This window comes from Pauljensenia sp. UMB0895, from assembly GCF_030218905.1.
Lineage (GTDB): Bacteria > Actinomycetota > Actinomycetes > Actinomycetales > Actinomycetaceae > Pauljensenia > Pauljensenia turicensis_A.
In genome coordinates this window covers 144,879-165,854 of sequence record NZ_JASOQR010000002.1, presented here as the reverse complement: position 1 = coordinate 165,854, position 20,976 = coordinate 144,879, and the positions used below count along the sequence as shown (strand labels likewise).

Genomic DNA, 20,976 nt, shown 5'->3' with positions numbered 1-20,976 from the left:
AATTTGAAGTTTCGGGCATTAGCCCTGATGGCTCAAGAAATCAGGCAAACCCTGCAAGGGTGATGTGCGAGGCCTCGTCGAAAACTCCGACCAAGATGAGCAGAATCGAAGGCGAATAAATCTGCGATCGCGGCACACTGGAGCGTGATCGACGCGCCAACGTGGTAGTTGCGTGAAACTCGGCACAAACGCCAAAAGATATTGAGGTGAGGAGCCACGGATCCCTATCATTGATACTTGCGCCTTATTGTGCCCGAGGTGATCCGTATCCACCCTGCTGTATCAGGCGCTGAGCGGGATGGACGGAGTCAGATAATGGGCGAAGGCGTGTGTGCGCACCGAAAATGCAGGGAAGGATCCCCTTTGGCTGCCAGTAGCACTGCCAACCAGCCCAGGAACCGCATCTCATTCGCTAAGCTCGCCGAACCGCTTCAAGCCCCGAACCTTCTGGGCCTGCAGGTCGAGAGCTTCGATTGGCTGCTGGGCAACGACGCGTGGAAGGCTCGCGTCGAAGCCGCTAAGGCGGAAGGCCGTAACGACGTCCCCGACGTCTCCGGTCTTGAAGAAATCTTCGAAGAAGTTTCGCCGATTGAGGACTTGGGCAAGACCATGTCCCTTACGTTCAGGGAATGCCAGCTCGAACGACCGAAGTACTCGATCGAAGAAGCAAAGACCAAGGACTACACATACTCTGCACCGATGTATGTGACCGCGGAGTTCATGAACAACGAGACCCTTGAGATCAAGCGTCAGACCGTGTTCATGGGCGATTTCCCGCTCATGACCCCGCGTGGCACCTTTATCATCAATGGCACTGAGCGTGTTGTCGTCTCGCAGCTCGTCCGTTCCCCGGGCGTCTACTTCGAGCGCGTTTCCGAGCGTTCCACCGACCGTGAAACGTTCAGCGCAAAGGTCATTCCTAGTCGCGGCGCATGGCTCGAATTTGAAATCGACAAGCGCGATTCTGTTGGCGTTCGTATTGACCGCAAGCGCAAGCAACCTGTCACCCACTTCCTCAAGGCAATCGGCATGACCGAATCTGAGATTCGTGAAGAGTTTGCCGAATACCCGGTGCTCCTCGAGACCCTCGAGAAAGACACCGTCAAGACCCAGGAAGAAGCCCTCGTCGACATCTACCGCAAGCTCCGTCCCGGCGAGCCCGCAAACGTCGAATCGGCACGCACCCTGCTGAACAACTTCTACTTCGATTCGAAGCGCTACGACCTGGCAAAGGTCGGTCGCTACAAGATCAACAAGAAGCTCGGCACCGACGCAGATCCGAAGGCTTCGACTCTCTCCATCGATGACGTCGTTGCAACCGTGAAGTACATGCTCGCTCTGCACAAGGGTGAGAAGACCTTCCTCGGCACCCGCAACGGAGGCGAGGTTGTCGAACTCCGTGTTGAAGCGGACGACATCGATCACTTTGGCAACCGCCGCATTCGCGCAGTTGGCGAGCTCATTCAGGCACAGGTCCGCGCAGGTCTGTCCCGCATGGAGCGCACCGTCCGCGAACGCATGACGACCCAGGAAGCCGACTCGATTACTCCTCAGTCGCTGATCAATATCCGCCCGGTTGTTGCAGCGATCAAGGAATTCTTCGGCACCTCCCAGCTGTCGCAGTTCATGGATCAGAACAACCCGCTTGCAGGTCTGACGCACAAGCGTCGTCTGTCGGCTCTTGGCCCTGGCGGTCTGTCCCGTGAACGCGCAGGCATGGAAGTTCGTGACGTCCACCCGTCGCACTATGGCCGCATGTGCCCGATCGAATCCCCTGAAGGCCCGAACATTGGTCTGATCGGCTCGCTCGCAACCTTCGGTCGCATCAACCCCTTCGGTTTCGTTGAGACCCCGTACCGCGTTGTTCGCAACGGAAAAGTCACCGACGAGGTCGAATACCTGACCGCAGACGACGAAATCGGTCACTACATTGCACAGGCCTCGTCCCGTCTGAACGACGACGGCACTTTCGCAGAAGACCATGTCCTCTGCCGTGTCGCCGGCGAAGACCCGACACTGATCCTGCGCGACCGAGTTGACTACATGGACGTGTCCGCACGTCAGATGGTGTCTGTTGCAGCAGCGTTCATTCCGTTCCTCGAGCACGACGACGCAAACCGCGCACTCATGGGCGCGAACATGCAGCGTCAGGCAGTGCCGTTGCTGACCACCGAAGCGCCGCTGGTCGGTACCGGTATGGAACGTCGTGCAGCACAGGACTCCGGTGAAATGATCATCGCCACCCACGCTGGTGTTGTTTCCGAAGTTTCGGCAGACATGATCATCGTTTCCACGGACGAAGGCGGTCGCGACACCTACCGTCTTGAAAAGTTCGAACGTTCGAATCCGGGCAACTGCACCAACCAGCGTGTCATCGTCGACGAAGGCGACCGCGTTGAGGCCGGCTCCGTCTTGGCTGATGGTCCGGCAACCGACAATGGTGAAGTCGCACTCGGCAAGAACCTGCTCGTCGCCTACATGTCGTGGGAAGGCCTCAACTACGAAGACGCGATCATCCTGTCGCGTCGCGTCGTTGAAGAGGACGTCCTCACCTCGATCCATATCGAGGAATACGAGGTCGACGCCCGCGAAACCAAGCTCGGCGAAGAAGAAATCACCCGCGATATCCCGAACGTCTCCGAAGAGTCACTCGCTGACCTAGACGAACGTGGCATTATCCGCATTGGTGCCGAGGTTACCGCTGGCGACGTTCTCGTTGGCAAGGTCACCCCGAAGGGTGAAACTGAGCTCACCTCCGAAGAACGCCTTCTGCGCGCAATCTTCGGTGAGAAAGCCCGCGAGGTTCGCGATACCTCCCTGCGTGTTCCTCACGGCCAGGAAGGCATCGTCATCGGCGTCCGCGAATTCAACGACGAAGAAGACGAACTCAACCCTGGCGTTCGACAGACCGTTCGCGTCTACGTCGCCCAACGTCGCAAGATCACCATTGGTGACAAGATGGCAGGCCGCCACGGTAACAAGGGCGTTGTCTCCAAGATTCTGCCGGTCGAGGACATGCCGTTCCTCGAAGACGGAACCCCGGTTGACATCATCCTCAACCCGCTTGGTGTCCCCGGCCGTATGAACGTCGGCCAGGTACTCGAATACCACCTCGGCTGGCTCGCTCACCAGGGCTGGGATGCTTCCAAGGCTGTCGAGGCCGGCGAAGCATGGACCCGTCACCTCCCGGCTGACGGCATCACCACCGAACCTGAGACTCTCGTGGCAACCCCCGTGTTCGACGGTCTTGAAGCCGACGAACTCGCAGGCCTGCTGCGTAACGTGAACCCGAACCGCGACGGCAACCGTCTGACGAACGAGCAGGGCAAGGCCCGCCTGTTCGACGGTCGTTCCGGTGAACCGTTCCCGTATCCGATCGCAGTGGGCTACACCTACATGCTCAAGCTCCACCACCTGGTTGACGACAAGATTCACGCCCGTTCAACCGGCCCGTACTCGATGATCACGCAGCAGCCACTGGGCGGTAAAGCCCAGTTCGGTGGCCAGCGTTTCGGTGAGATGGAAGTGTGGGCGCTCGAAGCTTACGGTGCAGCCTACGCGCTCCAGGAACTCCTCACAATCAAGTCGGATGACACGACCGGTCGTGTGAAGGTCTACGAAGCGATCGTCAAGGGCGAAGACATTCCTGAGCCCGGAATCCCCGAGTCCTTCCGAGTTCTCATCCAGGAAATGCGCTCGCTGTGCCTGAACGTCGAAGCTCTCGACGCAGCCGGCAACGCCATTGACCTGCGTGACCAGGAAGAAGACTTCAACGCGCGCGAAGACCTCGGCATCACACTTGATGCCCGTCCGAACGCCGCGGCGACCATCGACGCGATCTGATAGGGAGAGATGACTTTGCTGGACGCCAAAACGTTCGACAGCCTGAAGATCACCCTGGCCACAAGCGATGACATCGCTTCGTGGTCACACGGTGAAGTCAAGAAGCCGGAGACCATCAACTACCGCACGCTCAAGCCCGAGCGCGACGGCCTGTTCGGTGAACAGATCTTCGGCCCCACACGCGACTGGGAATGCGCGTGTGGCAAGTACAAGCGTGTCCGTTACAAGGGCATCGTGTGTGAAAAGTGTGGCGTCGAGGTCACGCGCTCTAAGGTTCGCCGCGAGCGCATGGGCCACATCGACCTCGCCGCACCGGTCACCCACATCTGGTACTTCAAGGGCGTGCCCTCGCGCCTCGGTTACGTGCTGAACCTCGCTCCGAAGGACCTCGAAAAGGTCATTTACTTCGCCGCATACATGGTCACCGAAATCGACGAAAAGGGCCGCGACGAGGACCTCATGGATCTGCGCGCTGAACTCGAAGTTCAGAAGAAGCAGATGGAAGACCGCCGTGACGACGCCATCAACCAGGCAGCCGAGAAGCTTGAAGCTGACCTCGCTGCTCTCGAAGCTGATGGCGCCTCCGCCGCGGAACGCGAAAAGCTCCGCAAGAGCGCCGAGAAGGACATGGCGCGCCTTCGTAAGCGCTTCGACGGTGACATCGACGGTCTTGAGGTCGTGTGGGATAACTTCACGAACCTGAAGGTCGGTGCCCTGATCGGTGACGAGCGCCTCTACCGCGCGATGGTCGCCCGCTACGGCACCTACTTCAAGGGCGACATGGGCGCAGCTGCCATCCAGAAGCGCCTGGAAACCTTCGATCTTGAAGCCGAAGTCGAATCCCTCCGTCAGACCATTGCGTCCGACTCCGGGCCTCGTAAAGCACGTGCCATCAAGCGCCTGAAGGTCATCAACGCCTTCATCGCGACCGGCAACTCGCCGGCATCGATGGTCCTGACCAAGATTCCGGTTATTCCGCCGGACCTGCGCCCGATGGTTCAGCTGGACGGTGGCCGCTTCGCGACCTCCGACCTCAACGACCTGTACCGTCGAGTGATCAACCGCAACACCCGACTCAAGCGACTGCTTGAACTGGGTGCGCCGGACGTCATCGTCGCGAACGAAAAGCGCATGCTGCAGGAATCTGTAGACGCGCTCTTCGACAACGGCCGCCGTGGTCGCCCCGTTGCAGGCCCGGGCAACCGCCCGCTGAAGTCGATCTCTGACATGCTCAAGGGCAAGCAGGGTCGCTTCCGTCAGAACCTGCTCGGTAAGCGCGTCGACTACTCTGGCCGTTCGGTCATCGTCGTCGGCCCGCAGCTGAAGCTCCACCAGTGTGGTCTGCCCAAGCAGATGGCACTCGAGCTCTTCAAGCCCTTCGTCATGAAGCGCCTCGTTGAGAAGAACTACGCGCAGAACGTCAAGGCAGCGAAGCGCAAGGTCGAGCGTCAGCGCCCCGAGGTGTGGGACGTCCTCGACGACGTTATCCGCGAGCACCCCGTGCTACTGAACCGCGCACCTACCCTTCACCGTCTGGGTATCCAGGCGTTCGAGCCTCAGCTCATTGAAGGTAAGGCCATTCAGCTGCACCCGCTCGCCTGTGGCGCGTTCAACGCTGACTTCGACGGTGACCAGATGGCAGTCCACCTGCCACTGGGTGCCGAGGCTCAGGCTGAAGCGCGTATCCTCATGCTGTCGACGAACAACATTCTGAAGCCGTCCGACGGTCGCCCCGTTGCGATGCCGTCACAGGACATGATCATTGGCCTGTTCCACCTGACTTCGGAACCGGATTCGACGATCGAAGTTGCCAAGGATTCTGCCGGCAACCCCATCGTGCCGTCGTTCTCCAGTGCCGCTGAAGCGATTATGGCGTTCGACATGGGTCTGCTTGACCTCAACGCGAAGGCTCTCATTCGCTTCGACGGCATCGTTCCGCCGGCCGATTGGGAAGCACCTGAAGGTTGGGAACCGGGCGACGATGTTCTGCTCGAAACCAGCCTCGGTCGCGCGATCTTCAACGAGCAGCTACCGGTTGACTACCCGTTCGTGAACGAGGTCGTCGGCAAGAAGCAGCTCGGTCAGATCGTCAACACCCTGACCCAGCGTTACCCGAACGTTCTGGTTGCAGAATGCCTCGATGCCCTGAAGTCGGCCGGCTTCCACTGGTCGACGTGGTCGGGTATCACGATCGCGTTCTCCGACATCCAGGCGTCGCCACGCAAGGAAGAAATTCTTGCTGAATACGAGGCTCGCGCAGCCAAGATTCAGGAAGACTTCGACGCAGGCTTCATCCTCGAAGAAAACCGCTACAAGGACCTCGTTGACCTTTGGCTCGAATGCACCCAGAAGGTTGCAGATGACATGCGCGGTAACTTCGACGATCGCAACACCGTGTACCGCATGGTCAACTCGGGCGCGCGTGGTAACTGGTCACAGGTCCAGCAGATCGCAGGTATGCGTGGTCTGGTGTCCGACCCGAAGCAGAAGCTCATTGAGCGTCCGATCAAGGCGAACTACCGCGAAGGCTTGACCGTTCTCGAGTACTTCATCGCAACGCACGGTGCTCGTAAGGGTCTTGCTGATACGGCACTTCGTACCGCAGAGTCTGGCTACCTGACTCGTCGTCTGGTTGACGTCTCGCAGGACGTCATCGTTCGTGAAGAGGATTGTGGCACCCGCCAGGGCGTCAAGATCAAGATCGCGAAGAAGGTCGACGGCGTTTGGGAGGCTCTCGAAACGGTTGAGACCACCGCATATGCGCGTAACCTTGCCCGCGATGCTGTGAACGAAGCCGGCGAGGTCATCATGCCCGCAGGCACCGATCTTGGTGACGATGAGCTCATCGCCCTTGCGCAAGCAGGCGTTGAAGAGATCACCTGCCGTTCCGTCCTCACCTGTGAATCGCAGGTCGGCACCTGTGCTGCCTGCTACGGTCGCTCGTTGGCTACCGGCAAGCAGGTTGATATTGGTGAAGCAGTTGGCATTATCGCCGCGCAGTCGATTGGTGAGCCCGGTACTCAGCTCACGATGCGTACGTTCCACACCGGTGGCGCCGCATCTGCAGCTGATATTACCCAGGGTCTGCCACGAGTTCAGGAACTCTTTGAGGCTCGTAGTCCGAAGATGGAAGCAAAGATGAGCGAGGCCGCTGGTCGCGTTCACATTGATGACGAGGATCCGTCGGTTCGTCGCATCGTCATTACTCGTGATGATGCGAAGGAAGATGACGTTATTGAGGTCTCGCGTCGTCAGGAGCTTCTTGTCGCTGAAGGCGAGCATGTCGAGGCAGGCAAGCCTCTGACTGAGGGTCAGCTTGATCCGAAGGAAATCGTTCGCATCATGGGTCGCTCCGTCGCGCAGAAGCAGCTTGTTGACGAGGTCCAGAAGGTCTACCGCGATCAGGGCGTCGGTATCCACGCGAAGCACATTGAGGTCATCGTTCGCCAGATGTTGCGTCGAATTACCATCCTTGAGCCCGGTGATACGACTTTCATGCCCGGCGAGCTTGTTGACCGTATGGCTTACCTGGCGCAGAACCGCAAGGTCGCTGCCGAGGGCGGGCAACCTGCTTCCGGTCGTCAGATGCTTATGGGTATCACGAAGGCGTCGCTGGCAACCGACTCGTGGCTGTCGGCGGCATCCTTCCAGGAAACGACGAAGGTTCTCACTGAGGCAGCGATGAACGGCAAGTCTGATTCGCTCGTTGGCCTCAAGGAGAACGTCATTCTCGGTAAGCTCATCCCGGCTGGTACCGGCTTGTCGCGTTACAACCGAGTCACCGTTGAGCCGACTGCGGAAGCGCTTGCTGCTTCGAACTACACGCAGATGGACTTCCAGGATGGTGGAGTTTCCGAGGACTTCCTCGATGCTCTTGGTGCGATCGACTTCGGTATGTCGTTCCGTGAGTAGTAGTTGCTCTTTAGCCAGGCAATGACCGGCTAAATACGAGGCGTGGCGCTTGATGTGATTTGTTCGCTCGGGCGCCACGCTTTGTATATGTTGTCGTCTGCCTTTCGGCGCTTGTTCACCGTCGGCGAACGGTGAACAAGCGCCTGTTCGCTCAGAGCGAACAGGTTGTATTTGGTGCGCCGTCGAACGAGCGCGGGACACAGAAGTTACGAAATGTGACTGTAAGTCGTGAACAAGCGCGGGGATGAGGAAGCGGCATCAGACGCGAGGCGACACCGTAGTGCCTAGGCAGTGGCAGGGGTGCCGAGTGGCAAGGGCGGAAATGTCAGTAAAACGGTGGATTGATTCGGTCAGTAGAGGCAGGCGAGGTGTCAGGCGTGGACGCGAGCGCGTTTCATAGTGGCCGGACAAGCCTCAACCTGCAGAAGTAGCATGAACACGGAATTCAATATCTTCGAACAGTCTGGCAAGTCTTCCCAACGGAAACGGATGAAGTGCCAACCGTCGGCCTCTAACTGTGTCTGTCGTTGAACTTGCTTGGCCGTAGCCTCGTCAATCTCTAAGCCACTGTCCCCATACTTGAAACGCCCATCAAACTCGATTGCGACGCGAGCCTCAGGAAAGCAGAGATCGAAGAAGAAACGGTTGCCGTTACTTGTGACTTCGCACTGCGTTTCAATGCCAGCTAGTCCGCTTGAACGCAGAATCCATAGGATGTGGCTTTCTCCAGGACTCTCGCACGCGGCATCGGCGTGAGCGAACAGCCAAGAGCCGTCCGCGCGATGGCGATGGCCCGATTCGAGCTGTTTGAACTGAGCGCTCAACGACTGCCTGAGTGTTCGAAGGCGTTTTTTGAATCCAATGCTTCTGCTTCGTGTGTTCTCAATCAACAGGCGCATCCCCGAGCAAGCCATCGAGAAAGCTAGCGCACCGCACTCCTGCACTGCGAGTGTCAACAGCGCGTCATGTAAGGTCAAACTCCGCACTCCATCAATCCTGCACGTGTGATTGGCGATAGGAAGCATCCGGTGAAACACGATTGTGGCACGACTGGCTAGTACTTCTTCGCCGAGAGTGACCGCTGGTAACGCCTTTGCAGAACGCGTTGAATTCGACAGGGAAGCCATATGGACGTCGCCGGGGTAATCAAACGCGCGGGCACCGTGCAAGTACGCTGCTGATATACCCGTTGGAACGCATCGCGGATGAGTGTGCTGAACAGCGATAATGCGAGCAAGTTGGACGGCCTGTTCGCGTTGCCAATGCTGAGGAAGTGTCGAGAGGTAGGTGACGCTCAGGAAAGCGCCTCTTCGTATTTCGACGTTGTACGTGAGTTCGTCGCGCGAAGCTCGGTGCGGGCGGGTGAATGTCATTGCCTTGCGGACGTCGCGGATGCGAGGCGCCTGGAAACGGTGCATGGGGACCTCGATTGTGGGCTGAAGGGGGGAAGTAGGTGTCTAGCTTCCGCGATGGAGGAGGAATGTGCGAGGCTCCCTAGAGCGAAATGTTGATAAGTCGGGGTGTGTGAAAACTGTGGAAAACTACCGCGCTTGTTCACCGTTGCGGAACTCAATACGGGGAGGGAAGCGCGTAGTTTTGCGACTTTGGCGCGCTTGTTGAAGCAAAGCGCTCCTAGGCGTTCAAGTCCGTCAGCGTTTGGAAAAGGGTTCGCGGTGCCCTAAATGAGGGATCGTTGGTGGTGAACAAGCGCGGTGGGTGGGGCGGGCGGTGGTGAACAAGCGCGGTGGGGGAAGTGGGGCGCACCTCACGAGTTGTGCCTTTGACCAAGAAACCCCAAGCCTCGTAAACTAGACGAGGTTCCCGTGAATTTACGGGTTCTCTTTCGTCAGCTTTCGCTGACAGCGGGCTCCGTCCGTCGGAGCTCCGGGCGTCATTCTCTGGCCAGCCGAACGGTGGCTATCATGGCGCACCGGCCCCTTGGCGGACATGCGTGTGTCCGTAAGGGGATTCGTCAAGCCATGGATGACTAGACAAGGGCCTTTCGCGATTGCTCAATCGAAAGGCCTCCGACGGAAAGAAACTGGAGAACCAGTGCCTACCATTCAGCAGCTCGTCCGCAAGGGTCGTAGCTCGAAGCGCTCGAAGGTGAAGACCCCAGCGCTTAAGGGCTCGCCTCAGCGACGTGGTGTGTGCACCCGCGTGTACACCACCACCCCGAAGAAGCCGAACTCAGCCCTCCGTAAGGTTGCTCGTGTGCGCCTTTCGTCCGGCATTGAGGTTACGGCGTACATCCCCGGTGAAGGCCACAACCTGCAGGAGCACTCGATCGTGCTCGTTCGCGGTGGTCGTGTGAAGGACCTCCCGGGTGTCCGTTACCGTATCGTTCGTGGCTCCCTCGACACCCAGGGTGTTCGTGGTCGCCAGCAGGCTCGTTCCCGCTACGGCGCGAAGAAGGAGAAGAAGTAATGCCTCGTAAGGGCCCAGCTCCTAAGCGTCCCCTCGTCGACGATCCGGTCTACGGCTCGAAGGTCGTGACCCAGCTCGTCAACCGCGTACTCCTCGACGGTAAGAAGACCGTTGCAGAGCGCATCGTTTACGGTGCACTGGAGACCGTGCGTGAGCGCACCGAGCAGGAACCGGTTTCGGTTCTGAAGCGCGCTCTTGACAACATTCGTCCCGCCCTTGAGGTTCGCTCCCGCCGTGTTGGTGGCGCGACCTACCAGGTTCCGGTTGAGGTTCGCCCCGCGCGCGCCACGACCCTTGCCCTGCGTTGGCTGGTTGACTATTCGCGTCAGCGTCGCGAAAAGACGATGACCGAGCGCCTCGCGAACGAGATCCTGGATGCCTCCAACGGTCTCGGCGCCGCCGTGAAGCGTCGTGAGGACATGCACAAGATGGCCGAGTCGAACCGCGCGTTCGCTCACTACCGCTGGTGATTTTGGGTGACGAGGCCGGGATCTTCGGTTTTCGTCAACCTTAATTTTGCCCGCGAATTCACAATCACTTCGAGCGAAGGATCGCACTCGTGGCACTAGACGTGCTTACCGACCTTAACAAGGTTCGAAACATTGGCATCATGGCTCACATTGATGCCGGCAAGACGACCGTGACGGAACGCATCCTGTTCTACACGGGCATTAACTACAAGATCGGCGAGACCCACGACGGCGCCTCGACGACCGACTGGATGGAACAGGAAAAGGAACGCGGCATTACGATTACGTCCGCCGCTGTTACCTCTTTCTGGAACGGCAACCAGATCAACATCATCGACACCCCCGGCCACGTTGACTTCACGGTTGAGGTTGAGCGCTCCCTGCGTGTGCTCGACGGCGCTGTTGCAGTCTTCGACGGTAAGGAAGGCGTTGAGCCACAGTCTGAGACCGTGTGGCGTCAGGCTGACAAGTACGAGGTTCCGCGTATCTGCTTCATCAACAAGATGGACAAGATGGGCGCTGACTTCTACTTCTCCGTTTCGACGATTAAGGATCGCCTCCACGCGACCCCGATCGTCATGCAGCTCCCGATCGGTGCAGAGAATGACTTCGAGGGTCAGGTTGACCTGCTCTCGATGGAGTCCCTGCGCTACCCGGCAAAAGACGACAAGGGCGAGGCGACCCTCGGCTCCCTCGTTGTTCGTGGCCCGATCCCCGAGGATCTGCAGGAACGCGCGGAAGAATACCGTGAACTCATGATCGAGGCTGCTGCGGAAGGCTCCGACGAGCTGACCGAGGCATACCTGGAGAATGGTGAGCTGACCGTCGAGCAGATTAAGGAAGGCATCCGCCTGCTGACGATCTCTGGTCGCGCATTCCCGGTTTACTGCGGTACCGCTCTTCGTAACATGGGTGTTCAGCCCGTGCTCGACGCGGTTGTTGACTTCCTCCCGTCTCCGCTGGACGTTGAGTCCGTCCGTGGCTTCAAGCCCGGTTCGGAAACCGAAGAAGAGACCGAGTCCCGTAAGCCTGACGAGAACGAACCGTTCGCAGCTCTTGCATTCAAGATTGCTGCTCACCCGTTCTACGGCAAGCTCACCTTCGTCCGCGTGTACTCCGGCAAGGTGGACTCTGGCGCACAGGTCTTGAACTCCACCAAGGGCAAGAAGGAACGCATCGGCAAGATCTTCCAGATGCACTCCAACAAGGAAAACCCTGTGGATCAGGCACATGCTGGCCACATCTACGCGGTTATCGGCCTGAAGGACACGACCACTGGTGATACGCTCTGCGCAATCGACAAGCCGATCGTTCTCGAATCGATGACGTTCCCGAAGCCTGTTATCCAGGTTGCGGTTGAGCCGAAGTCGAAGGCTGACCAGGAAAAGATGGGCGTCGCAATTCAGAAGCTCGCCGAAGAGGACCCGACCTTCACGGTCGAGCTCGACGCTGAGACTGGCCAGACGATCATCGGTGGTATGGGTGAGCTTCACCTGGACATCATCGTTGACCGTATGCGTCGCGAATTCAAGGTTGAAGCAAACGTCGGTGCTCCGATGGTTGCCTACCGCGAGACCATCCGCAAGAAGGTCGAGAAGTACGAGTACACGCACAAGAAGCAGACCGGTGGTTCCGGCCAATTCGCGCGTGTCATCATCGCTCTCGAACCTATCCCCGCAGGCTCCGAGGAAGAGTACGAGTTCGAGGACAAGGTCACTGGTGGCCGCGTTCCGCGCGAGTACATTCCTTCGGTTAACGCTGGTATCCAAGACGCCATGCAGTCCGGTGTTCTCGCCGGCTACCCGATGGTTGACATCAAGGCAACGCTCCTCGATGGTGCGTACCACGAAGTTGACTCTTCGGAAATGGCGTTCAAGGTTGCCGGTTCGATGGCTTTGAAGGAAGCCGCGAAGAAGGCAAGCCCGGTTCTTCTTGAGCCGATCATGGCCGTTGAGGTCCGTACTCCTGAGGAGTACATGGGCGACGTCATCGGCGACCTGAACTCCCGTCGTGGACAGATTTCGTCCATGGATGAGCAGCACGGTATCCGCGTCGTCAAGGCACAGGTTCCGCTCTCTGAAATGTTCGGATACGTTGGCGACCTGCGTTCCAAGACGCAGGGCCGTGCAGTGTACTCGATGGAGTTCGACTCCTACGCGGAAGTTCCGCGTAACGTCGCTGACGAAATCGTCGGCAAGTCCCGGGGCGAGTGAGTCCCGATCCGTCGCGTTTCGCTTGCTCGCGCTAAGAAATTAGCGCGAGCGTAGCGACCCGCCTCACATACCAACAATTTCCATGTAGGTTTCGGCCGGCTGGGTGTTAGAGTTGCACGTAGCCAAAGGCTAGAAAAACTACCCGAGTCCAGGAGGACACAAGTGGCGAAGGCCAAGTTCGAGCGCAGCAAGCCGCACGTCAACATCGGTACCATCGGTCACGTTGACCACGGCAAGACCACGCTTACCGCAGCAATCACCAAGGTTCTGCACGACAAGTACCCGGAACTGAACGAGTTCACCCCGTTCGAAAACGTCGACAACGCTCCTGAAGAGCGTGAGCGTGGCATTACGATTAACGTTTCCCACGTCGAGTACCAGACCGAGGCGCGTCACTACGCACACGTTGACGCCCCCGGCCACGCCGACTACGTCAAGAACATGATCACCGGTGCAGCTCAGATGGATGGCGCAATCCTCGTTGTCGCCGCCACCGACGGCCCGATGGCTCAGACCCGCGAGCACGTTCTGCTTGCTCGCCAGGTTGGCGTTCCGACGATCCTGGTTGCCCTCAACAAGGCCGATATGGTCGACGATGAGGAAATGCTGGAGCTCGTTGAGGAAGAGTGCCGCGACCTGCTCGAGTCCCAGGACTTCGATCGTGACGCCCCGATCATCCAGGTTTCCGCGCTGAAGGCTCTCGAAGGTGATCCGCAGTGGGTTGCTAAGGTCGAGGAGCTCATGGAGGCAGTCGACACCTTCGTGCCGACTCCTGAGCGCGACATGGACAAGCCGTTCCTCATGCCGATCGAAGACGTCTTCACCATCACCGGCCGTGGCACCGTTGTTACCGGTCGTGTTGAGCGTGGCAAGCTCCCGATCAACTCTGAGGTTGAAATCCTCGGTATCCGCGAACCGCAGAAGACCACCGTTACCGGTATCGAGATGTTCCACAAGTCCATGGATGAAGCATGGGCAGGCGAGAACTGTGGTCTCCTCCTGCGTGGCACCAAGCGCGATGAGGTTGAGCGCGGTCAGGTCGTTGCCGTTCCCGGTTCGATCACCCCGCACACCAACTTCACCGGACAGGTCTACATCCTCAAGAAGGAAGAAGGCGGTCGTCACAACCCGTTCTTCTCGAACTACCGTCCGCAGTTCTACTTCCGCACCACGGACGTGACCGGCGTCATCACCCTCCCCGAGGGCACCGACATGGTCATGCCGGGCGACACCACCGAGATCACCGTCGAGCTCATCCAGCCGATCGCTATGGAGCCGGGCCTCGGCTTCGCGATCCGCGAGGGTGGTCGCACGGTTGGTTCCGGTCGTGTGACTGCGATCGAGAAGTGATCGACTCCGGTCGGGCGTTCCGCTGAGGCGGCTCGTCCGGACCGGGTGAGAGCTTCGGTCCAGCGGACCTCGAAGGGCCGCCATCCCCGTCAGGGGGTGGCGGCCTTTTCGCTTTTTGTGTGTGCTTGTTCGTGGTTGTTTGCGTGCTTGTTCGTCGTGTTTGCGTGCTTGTTCGTCGGGGCGGCGTCGACGGCGGATACGGAGTACACGGTTAAAGGGTCGGTGTCGGGGCACTTTGCTGCGTTGGCGTCGAAGTCGGCTGCGACGGGTGGTCGTGATATTCAGTTCAAGTTCACCTGGACTGGTGAGCAGACGCCTGAGGGTGCGGATGCGAAGACTCAGGTGGGTATTACGTACACGGTGAAATACAAGCCCGCCCCGGCTGGGCCGAACAACCCGACACCGTCTGACCCCCCGAACACCAACAATTCGAGGCCGCGAAAGATCGCGAAGACCGGCTTCAATGGAACGCTCGTTGGCGGACTCGGAATCCTCTGCCTGGTTGCGGATGTGTGTGCAGTTCGTCAGAAATGCGACTGAGACGCCCAGCGTCATTAGCGAATACTAGGGTGACTGTGGAGCACTGAACCTCTGGTCGGTGCCCCGCAGGCGCCTCGTGCTAGTACACCCCCAGGTAGACGACACGCCCGAGTGCGGGTACACTGATTCGCGGTGCTTCAAGCACCTGTGGGCTAAAGGCTCCAAGTCGAAGCGCATGGGGGCTGACAAGTAATTTAATCGTCCGTGTAATGTATGAGGATTCACACTCCAGATGGCGAGTTCAAACTTGCTAGGAAAGGTGTGGCTCTGTCAGACTTGAACGGTTGCCTCGCGACCCGTGGGGCGGTTCCGCAGGGATTCTGCGGACTGGGCTGAAACGCCCGTGATCTTTGGACAAGACAACGGTCCACCTTCACATAAGAAGGAACCGCGCAATATGTGTGTCACTTTTTTAAGCGACACGCCCGAGTGCGGGGACCGGTGACGAATCTGTACGAGAAGAGGTAAGACGGCATGGCGGGACAGAAGATCCGCATCCGGCTGAAGTCGTATGACCACGAGGTCATCGACAGCTCCGCGCGCAAGATCGTGGACACCGTGCAACGAGCAGGTGCCACTGTTGTGGGCCCGGTTCCACTGCCGACCGAAAAGAACGTGTTTGTCGTCATTCGGTCGCCCCACAAATACAAGGACAGCCGCGAGCACTTTGAGATGCGCACACACAAGCGGCTCATCGACATCATCGACCCGACGCCGAAGGCTGTCGATTCGCTCATGCGTATCGACCTGCCCGCAGACGTCAACATCGAGATCAAGCTCTGAGGACATCTGCAATGACTACTGACAACAAGCAGCACGCAGCTGCGCCGATTAAGGCGTTGCTCGGCCGCAAGCTCGGCATGACCCAGGTTTGGGACGCTGACGGCCGCCTCGTGCCCCTCACTGTCGTGCAGGTCGGCACTAACATTGTGACCCAGGTTCGCACCGAAGAGGTCGACGGCTACTCCGCCGTTCAGATCGGTTTCGGCGAAATCGAAGCACGCAAGGTCACCAAGCCTCTCGCAGGCCACTTCGCAAAGGCTGGCGTCGAACCCCGTCGTCACCTGACCGAGGTCCGCACCTCCGCCCATGACTCTTACGAGGTGGGTCAGGAACTCGACGCTTCCACCTTCGAGGCTGGACAGGCTGTTGACGTTTCCGGCAACACCAAGGGCAAGGGCTTTGCAGGCGTTATGAAGCGTCACGGCTTTGCCGGCGTTTCCGCTTCGCACGGTGCACACCGTAACCACCGCAAGCCCGGTTCGATCGGTGCTTGCGCAACCCCCGGACGCATCTTCAAGGGCCTGCGCATGGCCGGCCGCATGGGTGGCGTTCGTCGTACCGTCCAGAACCTCAAGGTCCAGGCAGTCGACACCGAGAAGGGCCTACTGCTCATCAGTGGCGCCATCCCGGGTCCGAAGAACTCCGTGGTCCTGGTTCGCTCGTCCGTGAAGGGTGCGTGAAATGGCTGACGTTCAGACCATCGACGTCTTCGATCTCAAGGGCAAGAAGGCAGCTTCGGTTGACCTCCCCGCAGAGATCTTCGACGTTCCCACGAACATTCCGCTGATGCACCAGGTCGTCGTCGCACAGCTTGCTGCTGCCCGACAGGGTACGCACGCAACCAAGACGCGTGGCATGGTTTCTGGTGGTGGCAAGAAGCCGTTCCGCCAGAAGGGTACCGGTAACGCTCGTCAGGGCTCGATCCGTGCACCGCACTTCACCGGTGGTGGCATCGTCCACGGCCCGCAGCCACGTGACTACGATCAGCGCACCCCCAAGAAGATGAAGCAGGGCGCACTCCGCTCCGCTCTGTCTGACCGTGCACGCGCAGGTCGCATCCACATCGTCACCGCTCTCATCGAAGGTGAGAAGCCGTCGACGAAGTCCGCTCTCGCAGCGCTTCGCGCGATCGTCGAGGACCGTCAGGCTCTCGTCGTCATCGAGCGTAACGATGAGCTCACCGCTCTCAGCCTGCGTAACGCTCCCGAGGTTCACGTCCTTTGGGCAGACCAGCTGAACACCTACGACGTCCTTGACGCCGACGATATCGTGTTCACCCTGGCAGCCATGGAGTCCTTCCTCGGCACCAAGGAGGAGACCAAGTGAGCACCCTCGAAGCGGGCAAGAACCCGCGCGACATCATTCTGAAGCCCGTCGTCACCGAGAAATCCTCCATCCTCATGGATGAAGGCAAGTACACCTTCGAGGTTGACCCGCGCGCCAACAAGACCGAAATCAAGATTGCCATCGAAGAAATCTTCGGTGTCAAGGTCGGTCAGGTGGCCACTCAGAACCGTAAGGGCAAGACCTACCGGACCCGCACGGGTCAGGGCAAGCGCAAGGACGTCAAGCGAGCAATCGTGACCTTGCGTGAAGGCGCCATCGACATCTTCGGCGATCAGGCCTGAAAACCGGAGAGGTAGAGGACAAAAATGGGAATCCGCAAATACAAGCCCACGACCCCGGGTCGTCGTGGCGCGTCGGTCTCTGATTTCGTTGAGATCACCCGCTCCGAGCCCGAGAAGTCGTTGGTTCGTCCGCTGCACAAGACCGGTGGACGTAACTCGAACGGCCGCGTGACCTCGCGTCACCGTGGCGGTGGCCACAAGCGTCAGTACCGCGTCATCGACTTCCGTCGTCATGACAAGGACGGTGTCCCGGCAGTCGTCGCTCACATCGAGTACGACCCGAACCGTACCGCTCGCATCGCCCTTCTGCACTACGCAGATGGCGAAAAGCGCTACATCCTGGCACCGGCCAAGCTGAACCAGGGTGACCGCATCGAAGCAGGCGCCGGCGCCGATATCAAGCCCGGTAACAATCTGCCGTTGCGTAACATCCCGCTCGGTACCGTTATCCACGCTGTCGAACTCAAGCCCGGTGGCGGCGCAAAGATCGCCCGCTCCGCCGGTTCGTCCGTTCAGCTCGTCGCCAAGGAAGGCCGCTTCGCCCAGTTGCGTATGCCGTCCGGCGAAATCCGCAACGTCGAAATCACCTGCCGTGCAACGGTCGGCGAGGTCGGCAACGCTGAACAATCCAACATCAACTGGGGCAAGGCCGGCCGTATGCGCTGGAAGGGCAAGCGCCCGCACGTCCGTGGTGTTGTTATGAACCCGGTTGATCACCCGCACGGCGGTGGTGAAGGTCGTACCTCTGGTGGCCGTCATCCGGTTAGCCCGTGGGGTAAGCCTGAGGGTCGTACCCGCCGTCCGAACAAGGACAGCGATCGTCTGATCGTTCGCCGTCGCAAGACCGGTAAGAACCGCTGAGTAGGAGTCGATAACTATGCCACGCAGTTTGAAGAAGGGCCCGTTCGTCGACGACCACCTGCTCAAGAAGGTCGACGCCGCAATCGAATCCGGCTCAAAGAATGTCATCAAGACTTGGTCGCGTCGCTCGGTCATCACCCCGGATTTCCTGGGTCTGACCTTTGCGGTGCACGATGGCCGCAAGCATGTTCCCGTCTTCATCACCGAGTCGATGGTGGGTCACAAGCTTGGCGAGTTCGCTCCCACGCGTACTTTCCGCAGCCACGACAAGGACGATCGAAAGGGACGCCGGCGCTGAGCCGGCCTCCACGGAAGAAGAGGCAGATAAATGGAAGCTAAGGCGCAGGCGCGTTTTGTCCGCGTCACGCCCCAGAAGGCCCGCCGTGTCGTGAACGAGGTTCGTGGCAAGGCTGCTCTGGAGGCCGCTGACATCCTGCGGTTTGCACCGCAGGCAGTCGCCACCGATGTCCGCAAGGTGCTCATGAGCGCCGTTGCCAACGCGAAGGTCAAGGCCGAACAGGCTGGCGAAACCTTCAACGAGGCAGACCTGCTGGTCATCGAAGCATTCGTCGATGAAGGTCCGACTATGAAGCGGTTCCGCCCGCGTGCACAGGGACGCGCAGGTCGCATCCTGAAGCGCACGAGCCACATCACCCTCGTCGTCGGTACCAAGGAAGACAAGAAGAAGGGAGCCCGCTGAAATGGGCCAGAAGGTTAACCCCACAGGGTTCCGCCTGGGAATCACCACGGATCACCGCTCCCGCTGGTTCTCCGACTCGACCACCAAGGGACAGCGTTACTCTGACTACGTTGCAGAGGACGTTGCAATCCGCAAGAACTTGACCGAGAACCTCGAGCGCGCAGGCATCTCGAAGGTCGATATTGAGCGTACGCGTGATCGCGTTCGCGTTGACCTCCACACCGCTCGCCCGGGCATTGTCATTGGTCGTCGTGGCGCAGAGGCTGATCGCCTCCGCCAGAACCTCGAAAAGCTCACCGGCAAGCAGGTTCAGCTCAACATCCTCGAGGTTAAGAACCCCGACATGGATGCTCAGCTTGTCGCACAGGGCATTGCAGAACAGCTCGCTGCTCGCGTTTCCTTCCGTCGTGCAATGCGCAAGGGCATTCAGTCCGCGCAGCGCGCAGGCGCCAAGGGTATTCGTGTTCAGGTTTCCGGTCGCCTTGGTGGCGCCGAAATGAGCCGTTCCGAGTTCTACCGTGAGGGTCGCGTTCCGCTTCATACCCTCCGCGCGAACATTGACTACGGATTCCACGAGGCACGCACGACCTTCGGTCGTATCGGTGTCAAGGTGTGGATCTACAAGGGCGACATCACCGAGCGCGAGTTCGCACGCCAGCAGGCCGAGCAGGCCAACCGTGGCGGACGTCGCAGTGACCGTCGTGGCCAGCGCCGCGGCGGACGCCAGAACCAGGAGACCGCTCAGCAGCAGGCGCCCGCAACCGAGGCGCCCGCAGCTACTGAAAACGGATCGGAGGCCTGAGCCCAATGCTCATTCCCCGTCGTACAAAGTGGCGCCGTCAGCACCGCCCGCACCGTACCGGTAATGCAACCGGTGGCACCGAACTGGCGTTCGGCGATTACGGTATCCAGGCACTCACCGGCGCATACGTGACCAACCGTCAAATCGAGGCAGCTCGTATCGCTATGACGCGTCACATCAAGCGTGGCGGCAAGGTGTGGATCAACATCTTCCCGGACCGTCCGCTGACCAAGAAGCCGGCTGAAACCCGAATGGGTTCCGGTAAGGGCGCGGTTGAATGGTGGGTTGCCCCCGTCAAGCCGGGTCGTATTCTGTTCGAGCTGGGTGGCGTCGACGAGGCGCTTGCACGCGAAGCTATGCGTCGCGCTCAGCACAAGCTTCCGATGAAGACCCGTTTCGTGGTCCGAGAGGGTGGTGACATCTGATGGCGGAAAAGGCACTTACCCCTTCCGACCTCGATGCCATGGACGACGCCCAGCTGTCCAAGGAACTCGAGAAGGCTAAGGCCGAGCTCTTTAACCTGCGCTTCGCACAGGCTGTTGGCAACCTCGAGGATCATGGTCGCATGAAGACCGTGCGCCGTGACATCGCCCGTATCTACACGATCGCGCGTGAGCGGGAGCTTGGCTACCGCACCGCCCCGAGCACTGAGGAGTGATTCTGATGGCAGATAGCACCGCGCGTAACGACCGCAAGGTTCGTATTGGCCTGGTTGTCTCTGACAAGATGGATAAGACCGTCGTTGTCCAGATTGAGGATCGTGTGAAGCACGCCCTCTACGGCAAGGTCATGCGTCGTAACAAGAAGGTCAAGGTTCATGATGAGAACAACGAATGTGGCATTGGCGACCGCGTTCGCATCATGGAGACTCGTCCGCTTTCCGCTACCAAGCACTGGCGAGTAGTGGAGATCATCGAAAAGGCCAAGTGATTCGTCACTGAGGTTTGTAATGAGCCCGGTTCCCCGGTTTGGGGAGCCGGGCTCCCTGCTGTTTTGCGCGCTTTCCCCGCGCTTGTTCACGAAATAGCGCCTCAAGGTGACTGCGCTTGTCCACGCTTGAACCTGCTTGTTCACTGTTGGCCACCCCTTTTTTGGCCGCGCTTGTTCAAGAAATCGAACATCGTTCTTCGCGCCTATTCGCGTGTGTTGGTTAATGAAGCTGCGTGGCCTCGTGAACTCGAAACGGTGAACAAGCGCGGGGTGGAGGGAGGGGATGTTGGCGAACAAGCGCGGTGGATGGGGCACACCTCACGAAACTGGCGGTTTCAAGTCAGTGGGGAAGTGGGGTACTCTTGGAGGGTTGCGTGACGCAAGGTGCACTGTGCCTCGCGTCGGTAGTGAGAGCGAGCAACACCATATTTAATCCTGTGGTGCGTTCTCACTATTGTCGGCATCGATGCGCAATAGTTCATGCACGTTCGGCAAGGCTCGAGGGAAGTAATGCTCC

Annotated in this window: 19 protein-coding genes; 18 read left to right on the top strand and 1 reads right to left on the bottom strand. The window is 59.3% G+C overall.

From position 1 onward, the window contains the following. Positions 1–363: 363 nt before the first annotated feature. Entirely contained in the window at positions 364–3,843 is a 3,480-nt protein-coding gene (gene rpoB / locus QP503_RS02145) for a DNA-directed RNA polymerase subunit beta (RefSeq protein WP_006681508.1), read from the top strand. Positions 3,844–3,858: 15 nt separating this feature from the next. Beyond that, positions 3,859–7,755 (top strand): DNA-directed RNA polymerase subunit beta', encoded by a 3,897-nt coding sequence (locus QP503_RS02140; protein WP_103633255.1) that lies wholly within the window; start codon positions 3,859–3,861, stop codon positions 7,753–7,755. 371 nt (positions 7,756–8,126) lie between these two features. On the opposite strand, the gene QP503_RS02135 is transcribed toward QP503_RS02140, so the two are convergent. After that, complete coding sequence (locus QP503_RS02135; RefSeq protein WP_285084442.1) at positions 8,127–9,173, bottom strand: endonuclease domain-containing protein; 1,047 nt, start codon at positions 9,171–9,173, stop codon at positions 8,127–8,129. A gap of 634 nt (positions 9,174–9,807) precedes the next feature. Between QP503_RS02135 and rpsL the strand changes: the two genes are divergently transcribed. From rpsL to rpsQ, 16 genes are all read left to right on the top strand, one after another. Continuing rightward, a complete protein-coding gene (gene rpsL, locus QP503_RS02130; RefSeq protein ID WP_006681505.1) occupies positions 9,808–10,182 on the top strand; it encodes a 30S ribosomal protein S12 in 375 nt (124 codons plus the stop codon). Further along, on the top strand, positions 10,182–10,652 hold the full coding sequence (rpsG, locus tag QP503_RS02125; protein ID WP_006681504.1) for a 30S ribosomal protein S7: 471 nt from the start codon (positions 10,182–10,184) through the stop codon (positions 10,650–10,652). Before rpsL ends, rpsG begins: the two co-directional genes overlap by 1 nt. Positions 10,653–10,741: 89 nt before the next feature. Next, positions 10,742–12,865, top strand: coding sequence for an elongation factor G (gene fusA / locus QP503_RS02120; protein ID WP_006681503.1), 2,124 nt, complete (start codon positions 10,742–10,744; stop codon positions 12,863–12,865). 162 nt (positions 12,866–13,027) lie between these two features. Next, a complete protein-coding gene (gene tuf / locus QP503_RS02115; protein WP_006681502.1) occupies positions 13,028–14,215 on the top strand; it encodes an elongation factor Tu in 1,188 nt (395 codons plus the stop codon). 147 nt (positions 14,216–14,362) lie between these two features. Continuing rightward, complete coding sequence (locus QP503_RS02110) at positions 14,363–14,755, top strand: hypothetical protein (RefSeq protein ID WP_285068104.1); 393 nt, start codon at positions 14,363–14,365, stop codon at positions 14,753–14,755. A gap of 474 nt (positions 14,756–15,229) precedes the next feature. After that, the gene (rpsJ, locus tag QP503_RS02105; protein ID WP_006681500.1) at positions 15,230–15,538 is read left to right on the top strand and encodes a 30S ribosomal protein S10; all 309 of its coding nucleotides are present in this window, start codon (positions 15,230–15,232) and stop codon (positions 15,536–15,538) included. 11 nt (positions 15,539–15,549) lie between these two features. Next, complete coding sequence (gene rplC, locus QP503_RS02100; protein WP_006681499.1) at positions 15,550–16,218, top strand: 50S ribosomal protein L3; 669 nt, start codon at positions 15,550–15,552, stop codon at positions 16,216–16,218. Between the two features lies 1 nt (position 16,219). Beyond that, positions 16,220–16,864 (top strand): 50S ribosomal protein L4, encoded by a 645-nt coding sequence (gene rplD, locus QP503_RS02095; RefSeq protein WP_006681498.1) that lies wholly within the window; start codon positions 16,220–16,222, stop codon positions 16,862–16,864. After that, entirely contained in the window at positions 16,861–17,166 is a 306-nt protein-coding gene (rplW, locus tag QP503_RS02090) for a 50S ribosomal protein L23 (protein WP_006681497.1), read from the top strand. The genes rplD and rplW overlap by 4 nt, the downstream gene beginning before the upstream one ends. Positions 17,167–17,190: 24 nt before the next feature. Continuing rightward, the gene (rplB, locus tag QP503_RS02085) at positions 17,191–18,027 is read left to right on the top strand and encodes a 50S ribosomal protein L2 (RefSeq protein WP_006681496.1); all 837 of its coding nucleotides are present in this window, start codon (positions 17,191–17,193) and stop codon (positions 18,025–18,027) included. 16 nt (positions 18,028–18,043) lie between these two features. Beyond that, on the top strand, positions 18,044–18,325 hold the full coding sequence (rpsS, locus tag QP503_RS02080; protein ID WP_006681495.1) for a 30S ribosomal protein S19: 282 nt from the start codon (positions 18,044–18,046) through the stop codon (positions 18,323–18,325). A gap of 30 nt (positions 18,326–18,355) precedes the next feature. Continuing rightward, positions 18,356–18,727, top strand: a complete 372-nt coding sequence (gene rplV / locus QP503_RS02075) for a 50S ribosomal protein L22 (RefSeq protein WP_006681494.1) — start codon at positions 18,356–18,358, stop codon at positions 18,725–18,727. A 1-nt stretch (position 18,728) separates the two neighbouring features. Next, positions 18,729–19,529, top strand: coding sequence for a 30S ribosomal protein S3 (gene rpsC, locus QP503_RS02070; RefSeq protein ID WP_006681493.1), 801 nt, complete (start codon positions 18,729–18,731; stop codon positions 19,527–19,529). Positions 19,530–19,534: 5 nt separating this feature from the next. Then, the gene (gene rplP / locus QP503_RS02065; protein WP_006681492.1) at positions 19,535–19,954 is read left to right on the top strand and encodes a 50S ribosomal protein L16; all 420 of its coding nucleotides are present in this window, start codon (positions 19,535–19,537) and stop codon (positions 19,952–19,954) included. After that, the gene (rpmC, locus tag QP503_RS02060) at positions 19,954–20,187 is read left to right on the top strand and encodes a 50S ribosomal protein L29 (RefSeq protein ID WP_006681491.1); all 234 of its coding nucleotides are present in this window, start codon (positions 19,954–19,956) and stop codon (positions 20,185–20,187) included. Before rplP ends, rpmC begins: the two co-directional genes overlap by 1 nt. Positions 20,188–20,192: 5 nt before the next feature. Next, complete coding sequence (rpsQ, locus tag QP503_RS02055) at positions 20,193–20,459, top strand: 30S ribosomal protein S17 (protein ID WP_006681490.1); 267 nt, start codon at positions 20,193–20,195, stop codon at positions 20,457–20,459. Positions 20,460–20,976 lie beyond the last annotated feature (517 nt).